The sequence below is a fragment of the Streptomyces sp. NBC_01390 genome, assembly GCF_045040105.1.
GTDB lineage: Bacteria > Actinomycetota > Actinomycetes > Streptomycetales > Streptomycetaceae > Streptomyces.
On sequence record NZ_CP109551.1, the window covers coordinates 10,618,326 to 10,634,161 of the forward strand.

13 protein-coding genes are annotated in these 15,836 nt (G+C 69.2%); 7 read left to right on the forward strand and 6 right to left on the reverse strand.

Going from position 1 to position 15,836, the window contains the following annotated elements; genetic code table 11:
- Window positions 1–23: 23 nt before the first annotated feature.
- From OG241_RS47330 to rhaI, 6 genes are all read right to left on the reverse strand, one after another.
- Window positions 24–680, reverse strand: a complete 657-nt coding sequence (locus tag OG241_RS47330) for a lactate utilization protein C (protein ID WP_405825020.1) — start codon at window positions 678–680, stop codon at window positions 24–26.
- Entirely contained in the window at window positions 677–2,155 is a 1,479-nt protein-coding gene (locus OG241_RS47335; protein ID WP_405825022.1) for a LutB/LldF family L-lactate oxidation iron-sulfur protein, read from the reverse strand. Before OG241_RS47335 ends, OG241_RS47330 begins: the two co-directional genes overlap by 4 nt.
- Entirely contained in the window at window positions 2,152–2,907 is a 756-nt protein-coding gene (locus tag OG241_RS47340; protein ID WP_405825024.1) for a (Fe-S)-binding protein, read from the reverse strand. Before OG241_RS47340 ends, OG241_RS47335 begins: the two co-directional genes overlap by 4 nt.
- Before the next feature lie 71 nt (window positions 2,908–2,978).
- Complete coding sequence (locus OG241_RS47345; RefSeq protein WP_405825026.1) at window positions 2,979–4,430, reverse strand: rhamnulokinase family protein; 1,452 nt, start codon at window positions 4,428–4,430, stop codon at window positions 2,979–2,981.
- Window positions 4,427–6,466 (reverse strand): bifunctional aldolase/short-chain dehydrogenase, encoded by a 2,040-nt coding sequence (locus OG241_RS47350; protein ID WP_405825028.1) that lies wholly within the window; start codon window positions 6,464–6,466, stop codon window positions 4,427–4,429. Before OG241_RS47350 ends, OG241_RS47345 begins: the two co-directional genes overlap by 4 nt.
- Window positions 6,467–6,600: 134 nt before the next feature.
- Window positions 6,601–7,761, reverse strand: a complete 1,161-nt coding sequence (gene rhaI / locus OG241_RS47355) for an L-rhamnose isomerase (protein ID WP_405825029.1) — start codon at window positions 7,759–7,761, stop codon at window positions 6,601–6,603.
- 288 nt (window positions 7,762–8,049) lie between these two features.
- Between rhaI and OG241_RS47360 the strand changes: the two genes are divergently transcribed.
- The 7 genes from OG241_RS47360 to OG241_RS47390 all read left to right on the forward strand — a co-directional run bounded on the left by OG241_RS47360 (window position 8,050) and on the right by OG241_RS47390 (window position 15,760).
- Window positions 8,050–9,567, forward strand: coding sequence for a sugar ABC transporter ATP-binding protein (locus OG241_RS47360; protein WP_405825031.1), 1,518 nt, complete (start codon window positions 8,050–8,052; stop codon window positions 9,565–9,567).
- Window positions 9,564–10,604, forward strand: coding sequence for an ABC transporter permease (locus OG241_RS47365; protein WP_405825033.1), 1,041 nt, complete (start codon window positions 9,564–9,566; stop codon window positions 10,602–10,604). The genes OG241_RS47360 and OG241_RS47365 overlap by 4 nt, the downstream gene beginning before the upstream one ends.
- Window positions 10,597–11,595 carry an ABC transporter permease gene (locus tag OG241_RS47370; RefSeq protein ID WP_405825035.1) on the forward strand — a complete coding sequence of 333 codons (999 nt, stop codon included), beginning with the start codon at window positions 10,597–10,599 and terminating at the stop codon, window positions 11,593–11,595. The genes OG241_RS47365 and OG241_RS47370 overlap by 8 nt, the downstream gene beginning before the upstream one ends.
- 126 nt (window positions 11,596–11,721) lie before the next feature.
- Window positions 11,722–12,804: a rhamnose ABC transporter substrate-binding protein gene (rhaS, locus tag OG241_RS47375; RefSeq protein WP_405825037.1), complete on the forward strand. Its 1,083-nt coding sequence runs from the start codon at window positions 11,722–11,724 to the stop codon at window positions 12,802–12,804.
- Between the two features lie 32 nt (window positions 12,805–12,836).
- Complete coding sequence (locus OG241_RS47380; RefSeq protein WP_164413693.1) at window positions 12,837–13,157, forward strand: L-rhamnose mutarotase; 321 nt, start codon at window positions 12,837–12,839, stop codon at window positions 13,155–13,157.
- A 55-nt stretch (window positions 13,158–13,212) separates the two neighbouring features.
- Entirely contained in the window at window positions 13,213–14,637 is a 1,425-nt protein-coding gene (locus OG241_RS47385; protein ID WP_405825039.1) for a BNR repeat-containing protein, read from the forward strand.
- 91 nt (window positions 14,638–14,728) lie between these two features.
- Window positions 14,729–15,760, forward strand: a complete 1,032-nt coding sequence (locus OG241_RS47390) for a LacI family DNA-binding transcriptional regulator (protein WP_405825041.1) — start codon at window positions 14,729–14,731, stop codon at window positions 15,758–15,760.
- Window positions 15,761–15,836: the final 76 nt, after the last annotated feature.

The following is a 15,836-nucleotide window of genomic DNA, read 5'->3' on the forward strand; positions in this document are numbered from 1 at the left end:
AGCGTCCGGCCCCTCAAGCCGGTTCACGCCCGGCCGTCACCGCTCACCAGCACCACCTCCAGGGTGCGTGGACCGTGCACCCCCTCGACCCGGTCGAGTTCGATGTCACTGGTCGCGGACGGCCCGGAGATCCAGGTCAACGGCCGTGCCGGATCGAGGAGTTCGAAGGCCTGGGGGACCGAGGAGACGACCTGGTCGGGAACCCGGACGACACAGATGTGGTGATCGGGGACCAGAGTGATCCGGCGGCGCCCCTGGTCCGGACCGCCGTCCAGGACGATGGTGCCGGTCTCGGCGATGGCCAGGGCACAGGCCGTGACGACGCTGTCGACCTCGTCCAGGTCGTACGCGGTGCTCACCGCACGGTCCTCGACCCGGGTGATGTCCACGGCCGACAGCCACGCGGGCGGGAGCCCGGGGGGCACAACCACCGAAGCCGACCCGTGCGCGGCCAGCAGCCCGGCGAGCAGGACGGGAAGCTCCGCGTCGCTGCAGCGGTGCACGATCGCCCGGTAGTCCGCCAGGTTCTCGGCGAGGAGTTCAACCGTCTCCTCGACATCGCGGTTCCCGTGCTCGCGCAGATAGTCGCGGTCGACGGCCTGGTCGTACGGCGTGTCGTCGCGGGGCACGTCGGCGAGGGCGCGGCGCACCCGGCCCAGGATCAGGTCGCGGCTGTTCACTTCGAGGTGTCCTTTCCGCCGTGGGTGCGCTGCCACCAGTCGCGGAACGGCTCCGCCGGTACGGCAGGCAGATCGCGGGTGCCGCTCCAGGCCCTGCCGGGCCCGGGCAGCGTGCGGGGGTGGAAGCGGCGGGTGCGGGAGGCGAGGCGCTGGCCGGTGCGCAGGGCGCCGGGATGACTGAACGCCCAGCGGACGGCACGCATCGCGGCCCGCTCGGCGGCATGCCCCTTCGCTGGCTTCAGCACCACCTTGTTGCCCTCCCGGGTGGCCGGCCCGCCCTGGACGACGCGCTCGCGCAGATGCACCAGCACCTCCGGGATGTCGATGGCGACCGGGCACACCTCGTAGCAGGCCCCGCACAGCGAGGAGGCGTACGGGAGCGAGGCGTCGATCTCGCTTTCGGTGCCCCGGAGTTGGGGGCTGAGGATGGCGCCGATCGGGCCGGGATAGACGGAGCCGTAGGCGTGGCCGCCGGCCCGCTCGTACACCGGGCACACGTTCAGACAGGCCGAGCAGCGGATACAGCGCAGGGCCTGACGGCCGACCTCGTCGGCGAGGGTGTCGGTGCGGCCGTTGTCGATCAGGACCAGGTGGAAGGCCTGCGGGCCGTCCCCGTCCGTCGTACCGGTCCAGGTAGAGGTGTACGGGTTCATGCGCTCGGCGGTCGAGGAGCGGGGGAGTGTCTGGAGGAAGACCTCCAGGTCCTGCCAGGTCGGCACGATCTTCTCGATGCCGACGACCGAGATGAGCGTCTCGGGCAGCGTCAGGCACATCCGCCCGTTGCCCTCCGACTCGACCACGACCAGGGTGCCGGTCTCGGCGACCATGAAGTTGGCGCCGGAGACGCCCACCTTGGCGCGCAGGAACTTCTCCCTCAGGTGCAGCCGTGCCGCTTCGGCCAGTTCGGCGGGTGTGTCGGTGAGGCCCTCGGGGGCCGGGCGGCCCCACTCGCTCATCTCCCTGCGGAAGATGTCCCGGATCTCACCCCGGTTGCGGTGGATCGCCGGGACGAGGATGTGCGAGGGGCGGTCCTTGCCCAACTGCACGATCAGCTCGGCGAGATCGGTCTCGTAGGCGTGGATGCCCTCGGCCTCCAGGGCCTCGTTGAGGCCGATCTCCTGCGTGGCCATCGACTTGACCTTGACGACCTCCGACTCACCGGTCATCCGCACCAGCTCGATGACGATCCGGTTGGCCTCGTCCGCGTCGGCGGCCCAGTGCACGACACCGCCCGCCGCCGTGACCGACTCCTCCAACTGGACGAGATAGCGGTCGAGATGACGGAGCGTGTGGTCCTTGATCCGCTTGCCCGCCTCCCGCAGCTGAGCCCAGTCGGACACCTCGGCGACGGCCTTCGCCCGTTTGCCGCGGATCGTGTGGGTGGCGTGCCGCAGATTGGCGCGCAGGGTCTGGTTGCCCACCGCCTCGTGGGCCGCCTTGGGGAAGGCCGGCATTCCGACGAACGTCCCGCTCATGCCAGGGGCTCCTCTTCCGTGCTCGCCAGGATCTCCGCGATGTGCACCGGCCGCATACCGGTGCTCAGCCGGGTCATGGTCCCGCCGATGTGCATGAGACATGAGTTGTCGGCGGCGCACAGCACCTCCGCCCCCGTCGACTGGGCGTTGCGCACCTTGTCGGCGCCCATCGCCGCCGAGACATCCGCGTTCTTCAGCGCGAACGTGCCGCCGAAGCCACAGCACTCGTCGGCGCCGGGCAGCTCGCGCAGCTCCAGCCCCTTGACGGCCTGGAGCAGCCTGAGCGGCCGGTCGGCCAGTCCGAGGCTGCGCAGCCCGTGGCACGTCGGGTGGTAGGTGACGGTGTGCGGGTAGTAGGCGCCCACGTCCGTCACCCCCAGCACATCCACCAGGAACTCCGTCAGCTCGTACGTCTTGGGGACCACGGGCGCCAGGGTGGCCGCGAGACCGTCCCCGCGCCCCTCGGCCCGCGCCCGCTCACCGAGGCGCGGATACAGCTCCCGCACCATCGCGCCGCACGATCCGGAGGGCGTGACGATGGCCTCGTACCCCCCGAATACATCGGAGAAATGCCGAGCGAGCGGCTCGGCCTCATGCCGGTATCCGGTGTTGTAGTGCGCCTGTCCGCAGCAGGTCTGAGCCATCGGGAAGTCGACCTCGACACCCAACCTGGTCAGCAGTTTCACCACGGCGTGGCCCGTGTCCGGATACAGCGTGTCGTTGACACAGGTAAGGAACAGAGCGACACGCATCGCGGCTCCTAGCGATCGATCATCGGATGGGTGCAGAGTACGTGGAGGTCACGCGACAGGGAATCCCCGGCTCACCGGGGATCAAACAGGCGGGCCTGGGCCGCACGCCAGGCCGTCGGGTCACCGGACGGTTCGTAGCGGGTCAGTGGCTGGGTACGGGCGAGCAGTCGGCGCATGTCCGTACGGTCGCCGACGAGCCCGTGGGCCCTCGCCTGGACGAGGACGTTGCCGAGCGCGGCGGCCTCGGCCGGACCCGCCACCACCGGCAACCCGCAGGCATCGGCGGTGAGTTGGCACAGCAGCGCGTTGCGCGTCCCGCCCCCGACGATGTGCACGGCGTCGACACTGTGCCCGGCGAGCCGCTGGGCGTCCGCCACCGCCCGCCGATGGGCGAGGGCGAGGGAGTCGAGGATGCAGCGGGTGATCTCGCCCGGGGTCCCCGGCACCGGCTGCCCGGAGGCCCGGCAGGCCTCGGCGATCCGCTCCGGCATCCGCCCGGGCGCCAGGAACGCCGCGTCCCCGGCGTCCACCACGGACCGCAGCCCCGGCGCCTCGGCCGCCGACCGCAGCAGCGCGCCCAGGTCAGGGTTTCCCCAGGCCCGTACGCACTCCTGGAGCAGCCACAGCCCCATGATGTTGCGCAGATAGCGGACGGTGCCGTCGAGCCCCAGCTCGTTGGTGAAGTTGGCGGCCCGGCTCTCCTCGGAGAGGACGGGCGCCGCCAGCTCCAGACCGGCCAGGGACCAGGTGCCGGTGCAGATGTAGGCGAACCGCTCGTCCACGGCCGGCACGGCCGCCACCGCCGAGGCGGTGTCGTGCGACCCCACGGTGGTCACCGGCACCGAGCCGCTGAGCCCGGTCTCCTCCAGCACCTCGGCCCGCAGCACGCCCGCCGGATCACCGGGCTGCCGCAGCGGCGCGAACAGCCCGAGGTCGATGTCCAGTCTCCGCGCGATGTCATGGGCCCAGTCGCGGGTACGGGGGTCGATCAGCTGGGTGGTGGAGGCGTTGGTCAGCTCGGTGCCGGCCTCGCCCGTCAGCCAGTACGTCAGCAGATCGGGGATGAGCAACAGTCGCCGGGCGGCGGCCAGTTGGCGGGTGTCGCGGGCCGCCGCCAACTGGTAGAGGGTGTTGAAGGGCGCGTACTGCAACCCGGTCGCCGCGTACAGCTCGGCGGCCGGGACACTCGCCCACACCTTCTCCGCGACGCCCTCGGTGCGGGCGTCGCGGTAGTGCACCGGGTTGCCGAGCAGGGCGCCGTCGGCATCCAGCAGCCCGTAGTCCACGGCCCAGCTGTCGATGCCGACCGAGTCGACCTGCCCCGCCGCCCGCAGCCCGTCGAGCACGCCTCCGTACAGCGCCAGAACGTCCCAGCGCAGCCCCTCGGGCACCCGCACCGGCCGGTTCACGAACCGGTGCGCCTCGGCCAGCTCCAGCGTGTCGGGCCCCACCCGGCCGACCATGACGCGCCCACTGGACGCGCCGAGGTCGACCGCGGCGTACGACTTCGGGGTCCGGCTCATCGCAGGAAGGCGGCGGCCACGCCGGCGTCGACCGGGACATGCAGCCCGGTGGTGTGCGTGAGCTCGCCGCCGGTCAGCGCGAACACGGCGTTGGCGACGTGAGAGGGCAGCACCTCGCGCTTGAGGATGGTCCGCTGGGCGTAGAACTCGCCGAGCTTCTCCTCCTCGATGCCGTACGTCGCCGCACGCTGCGCACCCCACCCGCCGGCGAAGATCCCGGAGCCGCGCACCACACCGTCGGGGTTGACGCCGTTGACCCGGATGCCGTGCCCGCCCAGCTCGGCGGCGAGCAGCCGCACCTGGTGGGCCTGGTCGGCCTTGGTCGCGGAGTACGCGATGTTGTTCGGTCCGGCGAAGACGGCGTTCTTGGAGGCGATGTAGATGATGTCGCCGCCGAGCTTCTGCGCGATCATCACCCGGGCCGCCTCACGCGAGACGAGGAACGAACCGCGCGCCATGATGTCGTGCTGCAGGTCCCAGTCCCGCGCCGAGGTCTCCAGCAGCGGTTTGGAGATGGAGATCCCCGCGTTGTTGACGACGAGGTCCACCCCGCCGAAGGCCAGCACGGCCGCCCGGAACGCCTCGGCGATCTGTTCCTCGGAGGTCACGTCCACGGTGACGGCCACGGCCTTGTCGGGCCCACCGAGCTCCTCCGCCACAGCCGCCGCGTTCTCCGCGTTGAGGTCGGCGACGACCACACAGGCACCCTCGGCGACCAGCCGCTCGGCGATGGCCTTCCCGATCCCGCTGCCGGCGCCGGTCACCAGCGCGACCCGGGTAGCCAGTGCCTTGGGCTTGGGCATCCGCTGGAGTTTCGCCTCCTCCAGCGCCCAGTACTCGATCCGGAACTTCTCCGACTCCTCGATCGGCGCGTACGTCGAGACCGCCTCGGCCCCGTGCATCACGTTGATCGCGTTGACGTAGAACTCACCGGCCACCCGGGCGGTCTGCTTGTCCTTGCCGAAGCTGAACATGCCCACACCCGGGATCAGCACGATCGCCGGGTCGGCGCCGCGCATCGCGGGGGAGTCGGGCAGGGCGTTGCGCCCGTAGTAGGCGGCGTACTCCTCGCGGTACTCGGCGTGCAGCTCCTTGAGGCGCGCGATCGCCTCGTCCAGGGGAGCGGAGGCCGGCAGGTCGAGGACCAGCGGCCTGACCTTGGTGCGCAGGAAGTGGTCCGGGCAGGAGGTACCGAGGGCGGCGAGGCGCGGATGCTCGGCGCGCGACACGAAGTCCAGCACGACGTCCGCGTCGCTGAAGTGCCCGACCTGCGGCTTGTCCTGCGAGGCGATGGCCCGCACATACGGGGCGAGAGCGGCGGCCCGCTCCCGCCGCTCCTCGGACGCGAGGGCCGCGTACCCCTCGATCACCGGGCCGAACGGCTCGGCCTTGCCCCGCTCGGCGAGGAACGCCTCGGCCGTACGGATGATGTGCAGCGAGTTCTGCTCGCACGCCTCGGCAGTGTCGCCCCAGGCGGTGATGCCGTGCCCGCCGAGAATGCAGCCGACGGCCTGTGGATTGGCGGCCTTCACGGCGGCGATGTCCAGCCCGAGCTGGAACCCGGGGCGTCGCCACGGCACCCACACCACACTGTCCCCGAAGCACTCGGCGGTCAGCTTCTCCCCGTCGGCCGCGCAGGCCAGCGCGATACCGGAGTCGGGGTGGAGGTGATCCACGTGGGCGGCGTCCACGAGCCCGTGCATGGCGGTGTCGATGGACGGCGCCGCCCCGCCCTTGCCGTGCAGGCAGTAGTCGAACGCGGCGACCATCTCGTCCTCGCGCTCGACCCCCGGATACACACCCTTGAGCGCGTGCAGTCGGTCCAGCCGCAACACGGCCAGCCCACCCTCGGTCAGGGTCCCCAGGTCACCCCCGGACCCCTTCACCCACATCAGCTCGACATCACCCCCGGTGACGGGATCGACGTCGGTCCCCTTCGCGGACGTGTTGCCACCCGCGTAGTTCGTATTACGGGCGTCAGCACCAAGCCGACGAGACCGAGCGATGAGGGCAGCGGCTTCGGGATGGGTTGCCATGCGAGATCAATCCTTACGTGAAGTGTTCGAGAGAGGTGGGGGAGAGACGCTTTTAGGGGCGCGGGGAACTGCGCGACCAGCCACGGACGACCGGCACTCCGCGACGAACAGAACCCGGCAGACGAAACCCGGAATCAGGCTCCCCACCCCGCCTGCTCCCCACCAACCCGCTCCGCAACGATCTTCGCCCCCCACCCGCTCCGGGCATACGCAGCGATCGGATCCCCGTCCAACCCCAACTCCTCCCGAACCTCCACCAGCAACGGCCGAACATCCGTGTTGTACGCATCCATGAGCACCGCGTTGGCGGCCAACACATCCCCGGCCCGCTGAGCCGCACCCAACGCAGCCCCATCAACAAGGAGTGCCTTGGCCGTCGCCTCCTGAACATTCATCACAGACCGGATGATCGCCGGAATCTTCGCCTCGATGTTGTGGCACTGGTCCAGCATGAACGCGACCTCGGGCGAGAACCCCCCGCCCCTGATCACCTCGTACATGATCCGGAACAGCTGGAACGGGTCGGCCGACCCCACCATCAGGTCGTCGTCGGCGTAGAACCGCGAGTTGAAGTCGAACGCGCCGAGCTTCCCCTCCCGCAACAGCGTGGCGACGATGAACTCGATGTTGGTGCCGGGCGCGTGGTGCCCGGTGTCGACCACGACCTGCGCCTTCGGGCCGAGCTTGAGGCAGTGCGCGTACGCGGTGCCCCAGTCCGGGACGTCGGTCGCGTAGAAGGCCGGCTCGAAGAACTTGTACTCCAGGAGCATTCGCTGGTCGTCGCCGAGCCGCTCGTACACCGCGGTCAGCGCCTCGGAGAGCCGGTCCTGCCGGTCACGGATGTCGTCCTGGCCGGGATAGTTCGTCCCGTCGGCGAACCACAGCTTCAGGTCCTTGGACCCGGTGGCGTCCATGATGTCGACGCATTCGAGCAGATGACCGAGCGCCTTGCGCCGCACCACCGCGTCGGGGTGGCAGATGCTGCCGAGCTTGTAGTCGTCGTCCTGGAAGGTGTTCGAGTTGATCGCGCCCAGCTTCAGGCCGCGCTCCTCGGCGTACTTGGCAAGAGCCTCGTAGTCCTCGACCTTGTCCCACGGAATGTGCAGGGCGACGGTCGGGGCCACCCCGGTGAAGGCGTGCACCTGGGCGGCGTCATCCAGCTTCTCGAAGGGGTCGCGGGGGACGCCGGGCTGTGCGAACACCTTGAAACGGGTACCCGAGTTTCCGTACGCCCACGACGGCGTTTCGATGGCCTGGGCCTTGAGAGCGGCCTTCACCGCGCTGAGCTCGGTCACTTCAGGACTCCTGTGACATCGGGTCGGAACGACTGCTGGGAAACAGCGCGCTGAACGACGATCTGATGAAACGATTCAGAACGGGAAGCTATGAGCCCCCCGAAGGGGTGTCAAGCCCCCTGACCGATTCGGCTTACCGTGACTTGGCTGTGACCTTCGATTATCGAAAGAATTTCGACACGGACCCATTGACGTGACATGGCTACCATGCCTAACGTCCCGGCAACCCAGTTGAAACCTTTCACGACGTCGTGAGGCCAGCCCCACAGGCGTCGTCGAGGAGCCCTCATGACCCACCCGTCCGACCCGGGGCCGGCCCCTGTGCTGGCACTCAAGGACATCTCGAAGTCCTTCGGTGCGGTGCGTGCCCTGCGGGACGTCTCCCTGGAACTGTTTCCCGGTGAAGTGCACGCACTCGCCGGGGAGAACGGTGCCGGCAAGTCGACCCTCATCAAGACGCTCGCCGGGGTGCACCGACCGGACGCAGGCCAGGTACTGCTCGACGGCGCACCCGTCGTCTTCCACGGCCCAGGCGACGCCCGCGACGCGGGTATCGCCGTGATCTACCAGGAGCCCACGCTCTTCCCCGACCTGTCGATCGCCGAGAACATCTTCATGGGCCGCCAGCCCCGGCGCGCCCTCGGCCGGATCGACCACAAGGCCACCCACGCGGCGACCGCCGCCCTGATGCGGCGTCTCGGCGTGGAACTCGACCCCGACCGCCCCGCGCGCGGCCTGTCCATCGCGGACCAGCAGATCGTCGAGATCGCCAAGGCCCTCTCCTTCGACGCCCGCGTCCTGATCATGGACGAGCCGACCGCCGCCCTCACCGGCAGCGAGGTCGCCCGTCTCTTCGGCGTCGTCCGCACCCTGCGCGAACAGGGCGCCGCCGTGCTGTTCATCTCGCACCGGCTGGAGGAGATCTTCAAGATCTGCCGGCGGGTGACGACACTGCGTGACGGCGCCTGGATCGCCAGCGAGCCGCTGGACGGCATGACCGAGGACGATCTCGTACGCCGGATGGTCGGCCGCGATCTCGACGAGCTCTACCCGAAGCAGGACGTCGAGTCCGGCGAGGTCGCGCTCAGCGTGCGCCGGCTGACCCGTGAGGGCGTCTTCACCGACGTCTCCTTCGAGGTGCGGCACGGCGAGATCGTCGGTCTCGCAGGCCTCGTCGGCGCCGGCCGCACCGAGGTGGCCCGGGCCGTCTTCGGCATCGACCGCTGGGACGCCGGCGAGGTCGAGGTGGACGGCACGGTTCTGACGAACGGAGCGCCCTCCACGGCCATGGCCGCCGGGCTCGCCCTCGTCCCCGAGGACCGGCGCGCCCAGGGCCTGGTGATGGACATGTCCATCGAGCGGAACATCGGCCTCACCGGCCTGCGTACGACCGTCAGGGCCGGACTCATGGACCGGGGCGCCGAGCGCAGCCGCTCCCTGGACTGGGCGGTCAAGCTCCACGTGAAGTACGCCCGGATCGCCGACACCGTCAACACGCTGTCCGGCGGCAACCAGCAGAAGGTCGTCCTGGCCAAGTGGCTCGCCACCGGCCCCCGGGTACTGATCGTCGACGAGCCCACCCGGGGCATCGACGTCGGTACGAAGGCCGAGGTGCACCGCCTGCTCAGTGAACTGGCCGCCGACGGCGTGGCCATTTTGATGATCTCCTCCGACCTGCCCGAGATCCTCGGTATGGCCGACCGTGTGCTCGTGATGCACGAGGGCCGCCTCACCGCCGAGATCCCGCGCTCCGAAGCAACCGAGGAAACGGTGATGGCCGCAGCCACCGGGAGGGCCGCCGCATGACGGTGACCGCCCCCAACCCCGCCCCCGCCGCCGAGGTGCCGAAGTCCAGCAGTACCCGGCTGGTGGACCGCGTCTTCAAGATGCGCGAACTCGCCATCCTGCTCGTCTTCCTGGTGATGATCGCCGTCACCCAGGCCGGCAACAGCGAGTTCCTGTCCGAACAGGGCATCAAGGACCTACTGCTGAACGCGACGATCCTGGTCCTGGTCGCCACCGGCCAGTCGCTGGTGGTCATCACCCGCAACGTCGACCTGTCGGTCGGCTCCACCCTCGGCATCAGCGCCTTCGCCGCGGGCCTCTACCTCCAGGGCGGCGGAAACCCCGTCGTGGCCATCGCCCTGGCCATCCTCCTCGGTATCGGCTTCGGGCTCCTCAACGGGCTGCTCGTCAGCTTCGGCCAGGTACCCGCCCTCGTCGTCACCCTCGGCACGCTCTACATCATCCGAGGCATCGACTCCATCTGGGTCGGCTCCCGGCAGATCACGGCCGCCGACCTCCCGAACGGATTCGTCGACTTCGGCTCCGGCGGCATCTCGGCGGTCCCGTATCTCGCGCTGATCGCGCTCGCCGTACTCGTCGTCACCGCCTACTACCTCAGGCAGTTCGGCAGCGGCCGTGAGCTGTACGCCCTCGGTTCCAACCTCGAGGCCGCCCGGCTCGCCGGCATCCCCGTGCGCAAGCGGATCCTCATCGCGTACACCTTCTGCGGCGCCCTCGCCGGACTCGCCGGCGCGCTGTACCTCGCACGGTTCGGCAACGTCGACTCCAGCACGGGCAACGGGTACGAACTCACCGTCGTCAGCGCGGTCGTGGTCGGCGGTGTCGTCTTCACCGGCGGCTCCGGCAGCGTCTACGGGGCGGCGCTCGGCGCGCTGCTGCTGACCTCCATCAACAGCGTGCTGCCCGCCCTCGGCGTCAGCTCGGTGTGGGTCATGGCCATCAACGGCATCCTGCTCATCCTCGCCATCGCGGTCGACCGGATCGTCGCCCTGCGCGTGGCGTCCGCACTGAAGAAGAGGAACGCCCGCCATGGCTGACTCGTCGTTCGCACGCGGCGCCGGCCGCTTGTCCTCCCTGAAAAGGTGGGATTCGGCCGTCGGAGCCCTCCTGGTCGTCGTCCTCCTGCTGTCCTTCGGGTTCGTGGACGGGTTCGGCAACGGGCTCAACCTGTCCTTCCTGATCGGCAACACCCTCCCGATCGCCCTCGTCGCGCTGCCCATGACCCTTCTCGTCGTCTCCGGCGAGATCGATCTGTCGGTCGCCTCCACCGCCGGCCTCTCCGGCGCGGTGATGGGCGCCCTGTGGAACCAGGGCCTGACGATCGAGATGATCATCCCGATCTGTCTGCTCCTCGGAGTGGTCTGCGGGCTGGTCAACGGACTGCTCGTCACCCGGCTCGGGCTGCCCTCCCTCGCCGTCACCATCGGCACCATGGCCGCCTACCGGGGCATCGCACAGATCGTGCTCGGCTCCGACGCGGTGACCGACTTCCCCACCCAGTACCTGGACTTCGCGGCGGGACGCATAGGCGACACCTTCATCCCGTACGCCCTGTTCCCCTTCCTCGTGCTGCTCGCGATCGCCGTGGTCGTGCTGCACGCCACCCCGTTCGGCCGCTCGCTGTTCGCGATCGGCGCGAGTGAGGAGGCCGCCCGGTTCGCCGGTATCCGGGTCAAGCGGCAGAAGCTGATCCTGTTCATGGTGACCGGGCTCACGGCCTCCCTCACCGGGATCTTCTGGGCGCTGCACTACGCCAGCGCGCGCTACGACAACGCCACCGGGCTCGAACTCTCCGTCATCGCCGCCGTGTTGCTGGGCGGTATCGACTTCGACGGGGGCAAGGGGACGCTCGGCGGTGCGATCGCGGGGGTCTTCCTGCTCGGCGCGCTGCAGAACGTGATGAGCCTTCAGGATGTCTCGGCCCAGTCGCAGATCGTCGTCACGGGCATCTTGCTGGTGCTTTCCGTGCTGGGACCTCGGGTCGCTCGGCAGGTCTCACTTGCTCGGGCTTCACAAAGGCTGACGTAGAAGGGCTGTTCGTCGGCTGCCGGTCCGTTGTGGCTGGTCGCGCCCGCGCGGCGGAGCCGCACATCGAAAACAGCCCCGCGCCCCTTTCGGGGCGCTCCTCCTCACCCTCTCTTTTAAGGAACCGTCATGCGTAGATCATCTGTCCGTCGTGCCTCCGCGGCTCTTGCCGCTGCCACCTCGCTCGCTCTGGCGCTCACCGCCTGTGGCGGTACCACCAAGAACGACGTCAAGGACGAGGGCGCCTCCGCCGCCGCGACCGGCAAGGCCGACCCGAACGCGGCCACCAAGAAGGGTCTGACCGTCGGCTTCCTGCCGAAGGCGGTCAACAACCCGTACTTCACCTCCGCGGACAAGGGCGGCGAGGCCGCGCTGAAGACGCTGGGCTCCAGCTTCAAGGAGGTCGGCCCCAGCAGCGCCACCGACACCTCCGGGCAGGTGTCGTACGTCAACACCCTCACCCAGCAGCAGGTCGACGCGATGGCCGTGTCCGCGCAGGACCCGGGCGCCCTGTGCACCGCGCTCAAGCAGGCCATGAAGAACGGCATCAAGGTCGTCACCTACGACTCGGACACCAAGACCGACTGTCGCAACGCCTTCGTCTCGCAGGCCAGCGCCGAGGACCTGGGCCGTACCGAGGTGCAGCTGCTCGCCGAGCAGATCGGCTACAAGGGCGAGATCGCGATCCTGTCCGCCGCGCAGACCGCGACGAACCAGAACGTCTGGATCGACTTCATGAAGAAGGAGCTGGCCGACCCGAAGTACAAGGACATCAAGCTGGTCAAGACCGCGTACGGCAACGACGACGCCCAGCAGTCCTTCCAGCAGACCCAGGGTCTCCTCCAGGAGTACCCGAACCTGAAGGGGATCATCTCCCCGACCACCGTCGGCATCAAGGCCGCCGCCCAGTACCTGTCCGGCTCGAAGTACAAGGGCAAGGTCAAGCTGACCGGCCTCGGCACCCCCAACGACATGCGCAAGTACGTCAAGAACGGCACGGTCGAGGGCTTCGAGCTGTGGGACCCGGCGAAGCTCGGCTCGCTGGCCGCGTACACCGCCGTCGCGCTGGCCTCGGGTCAGATCACCGGCAAGGAGGGCGAGACCTTCAAGGCCGGCGACATGGGCGAGTACACGATCGGCGCGGACGGTGTGATCAGCCTCGGCAAGCCGACCGTGTTCACCAAGGACAACATCGACCAGTTCAACTTCTGACAGGTCGACTTCTGATTCCCCGGGGGCTGTTGATGCAACGTGTGTGCTTTCTGCTGAAGGTCCGGGCGGACCGCCTCGACGAGTACCGCGAGCGGCACGCCGCCGTGTGGCCGGAGATGCTCGACGCGCTCTCGGCCACCGGCTGGCACAACTACTCGCTCTTCCTGCGCGAAGACGGCCTCCTGGTCGGCTACTTGGAGACCGAGGACTTCGCCGCCGCCCAGGCCGGTATGGAAGCCGCCGAGGTCAACGCCCGTTGGCAGACGGAGATGGCGCCGTTCTTCGAATCGCTGGACGGCGCCCGCCCCGACGAGGCCATGAAGCCCCTCACCGAGGTGTTCCACCTCGCCTGATCCCCCTGCCGCAGCCCTCTCATTTCTCATTTCGCAAGACAACGGAGTCCCCGAGATGAACAGACGTACGTTGCTGGGCGCCGCCCTCGCCGGCGCCGTGGTGGCCCCAGCCTTCGCCGCCGGCAGCGCCCGCGCCGCCGACCCCGGCCCCTCGGTCACCCAGACCGGTAACACCACACTCGACTCACAGGCCGTCTTCTTCGTCTCCTACGACGGCCTGGTCAACAACAACTCGTTCCAGAAGAACGCCCTGCTGACCTACAAGGGCTACCAGTACGCCGTCTGGTACACCGCCGACAAGAACGCCGTCGTAGGCCGCCGTGTCCTCGGCGGCAGCACCTGGTCGACGGTCCAGGTCGGGCACACCCTCAAGTCGAGCGACTCGCACAACGTCATCTCCATGGGCGTCTCCAAGACCGACGGTCGCCTCCACCTCAACATGGACTCGCACAGCGACGGCTTCACCTACGTCAAGTCGGTGGCCGGGCTCATGGACAACCCGTCCGGCCTGAGCTGGACCACCGCCCGCTTCGGCGCTCCCCAGTCGACACTCGACGGACTCGCGCTCACCACGCAGTTCACGTACCCGCAGTTCGTCTCGCTGCCCGACGGCAAGCTCCAGCTCAGCTACCGCGTCGGCATCTCCGGCAACGGCCGCAACGCCATCGCCGAGTACGACGGCACGTCCTGGACCAACCTCGGCGAGTGGTCCAGCTCCACCGGCACGTACACCAGCGAGCACGGCTCCTCGACGGCCCGCAACATGTACCTGCACGGCATCGACTACGACAAGAATGGCCGCCTGCACTCGTTCTTCACCTGGCGCGAGCAGAACGGCGCCGTCATGTGCAACAGCGGCGGCATCACCAACCACGACACCGGTTACGTCTACTCCGACGACCGGGGCCGCACCTGGCGCAACAACGCGGGCACGGTCGTCGGCACCACCGGCGGCTCCGACAAGGTCGCCGTGACGGACAGCGGTCTGGTGGTCGACGCGCTCAACCCGGACCACTCCCTGATGAACCAGGAGAGCCAGTTCACCGACTCGTCCGGGCTGCCGCACGCGATCATCAGCTACGTACCCGGCCGTTTCGGCCAGTGCACCACCGACTACGTCGCCAACCGCACCGCCAATGGCCGCGCCTTCCATCTGCGCAAGAACTCCACCGGCAGCTGGCAGAAGACCGAGATCCCGGTCGTACTGGGCTCCAGCCAGCGCACCAAGCTGATCCTCGACAAGTACGACAACGCCTACGCGATCTTCCCGTTCGGCCGCATAGCCGGCGCCTCGAAGTCCTCCGGTTACACCGACTGGACGGTGCTGTTCGACGGCAGCGGGCTGAACGCCTTCGGTGAGGTCGTGATCGACGAGACGCGAATCGCCCAGGACAACGTCCTGTCCGTCCTCTACCAGGAGAAGTCGAGCGGTACGACCCCCTCGGCGCTCCACGTCGTCGACTTCCGGCTGCCGTCGTGACCGGAATGATCGGCGGATTAGTCAAAGCCGGGCAGGCCGCTAATGTAAGGGTCTGCCCGGTACCGTTCGTTTCCCTGGAGGTCCCCGCCTGATGGCCCAGCCGGTGGGTATCAAGGACGTCGCACGCGCCGCCGGAGTCTCCGTCGGAACGGTCTCGAACGTCATCAACCGCCCGGACTCGGTCGCCACCGAGACCCGCGCGCGGGTGCTGTCCGCGATCGACCGCCTCGGCTATGTCCGCAGCGAGTCGGCCCGTCAGCTGCGCGCCGGGCGCAGCCGCATCATGGGGCTGCTCGTCCTCGACATGGGCAACCCCTTCTTCGTGGACGTGGCACGCGGCGCCGAGCGGGCCGCGCGGGACGCCGGGCTCGGCGTGATGGTCTGCAACAGCGCGCAGAGCGCCGGGGAGGAGGCCGACTACCTGTCGCTCTTCGCCGAGCAGCGGGTGCGCGGAGTGCTGCTCACCCCGGCGGACGCGACCGGCCGCAACATCGAGTCGTTCCGCCGGCACGGCATCCCGTTCGTCCTGGTCGACCGGGTCGCCGAGGGCACCACCGAGTGCTCGGTGTCCGTGGACGACGTGGCGGGCGGCGCACTGGCCGTACGCCATCTCATCGACGCCGGACACCGCTCGATCGCGTACGTCAGCGGACCGCCCGGCTTCAACCAGGTGCGCGACCGCCGCACGGGCGCCCTGAACGCGCTCGCCGAGGCAGGCCTCGGCCCCACCGCTCTGCGCGAGCTGCCCACCGAGCGCCTCGACGTGGCCGCGGGACGGGACGCGGGCGCCCGCCTCCTGGGCCTCGCCGACCGTCCGACGGCGGTCTTCTGCGCCAACGACCTGCTCGCCCTCGGCGTCCTGCAGGCCATGTACGCGGCCGGTGTCGGCGTCCCCGAAGACCTCGCGATCGTCGGCTACGACGACATCGAGTTCGCCGCGGCGGCGGCCGTTCCGCTCACCTCCGTCCGTCAGCCCGCCGTGACCATGGGTGCCCTGGCCGCGGAACTCCTCCTGGAGGAGACCGAGACGGAGGCGGAATCCGGCGCGAGGCGGCACTCGCACCGCAGGGTCGTACTCCAGCCGGAGCTGGTGGTCCGGCGCTCCAGCCTGTCGGCCCGCTGAGTCACCGTTCAGTAGCGGATTCGGTTGAGGTTCCTGGGAATTTCTTGATCCACCGGGTCGGCCGGGCGAAGAATCT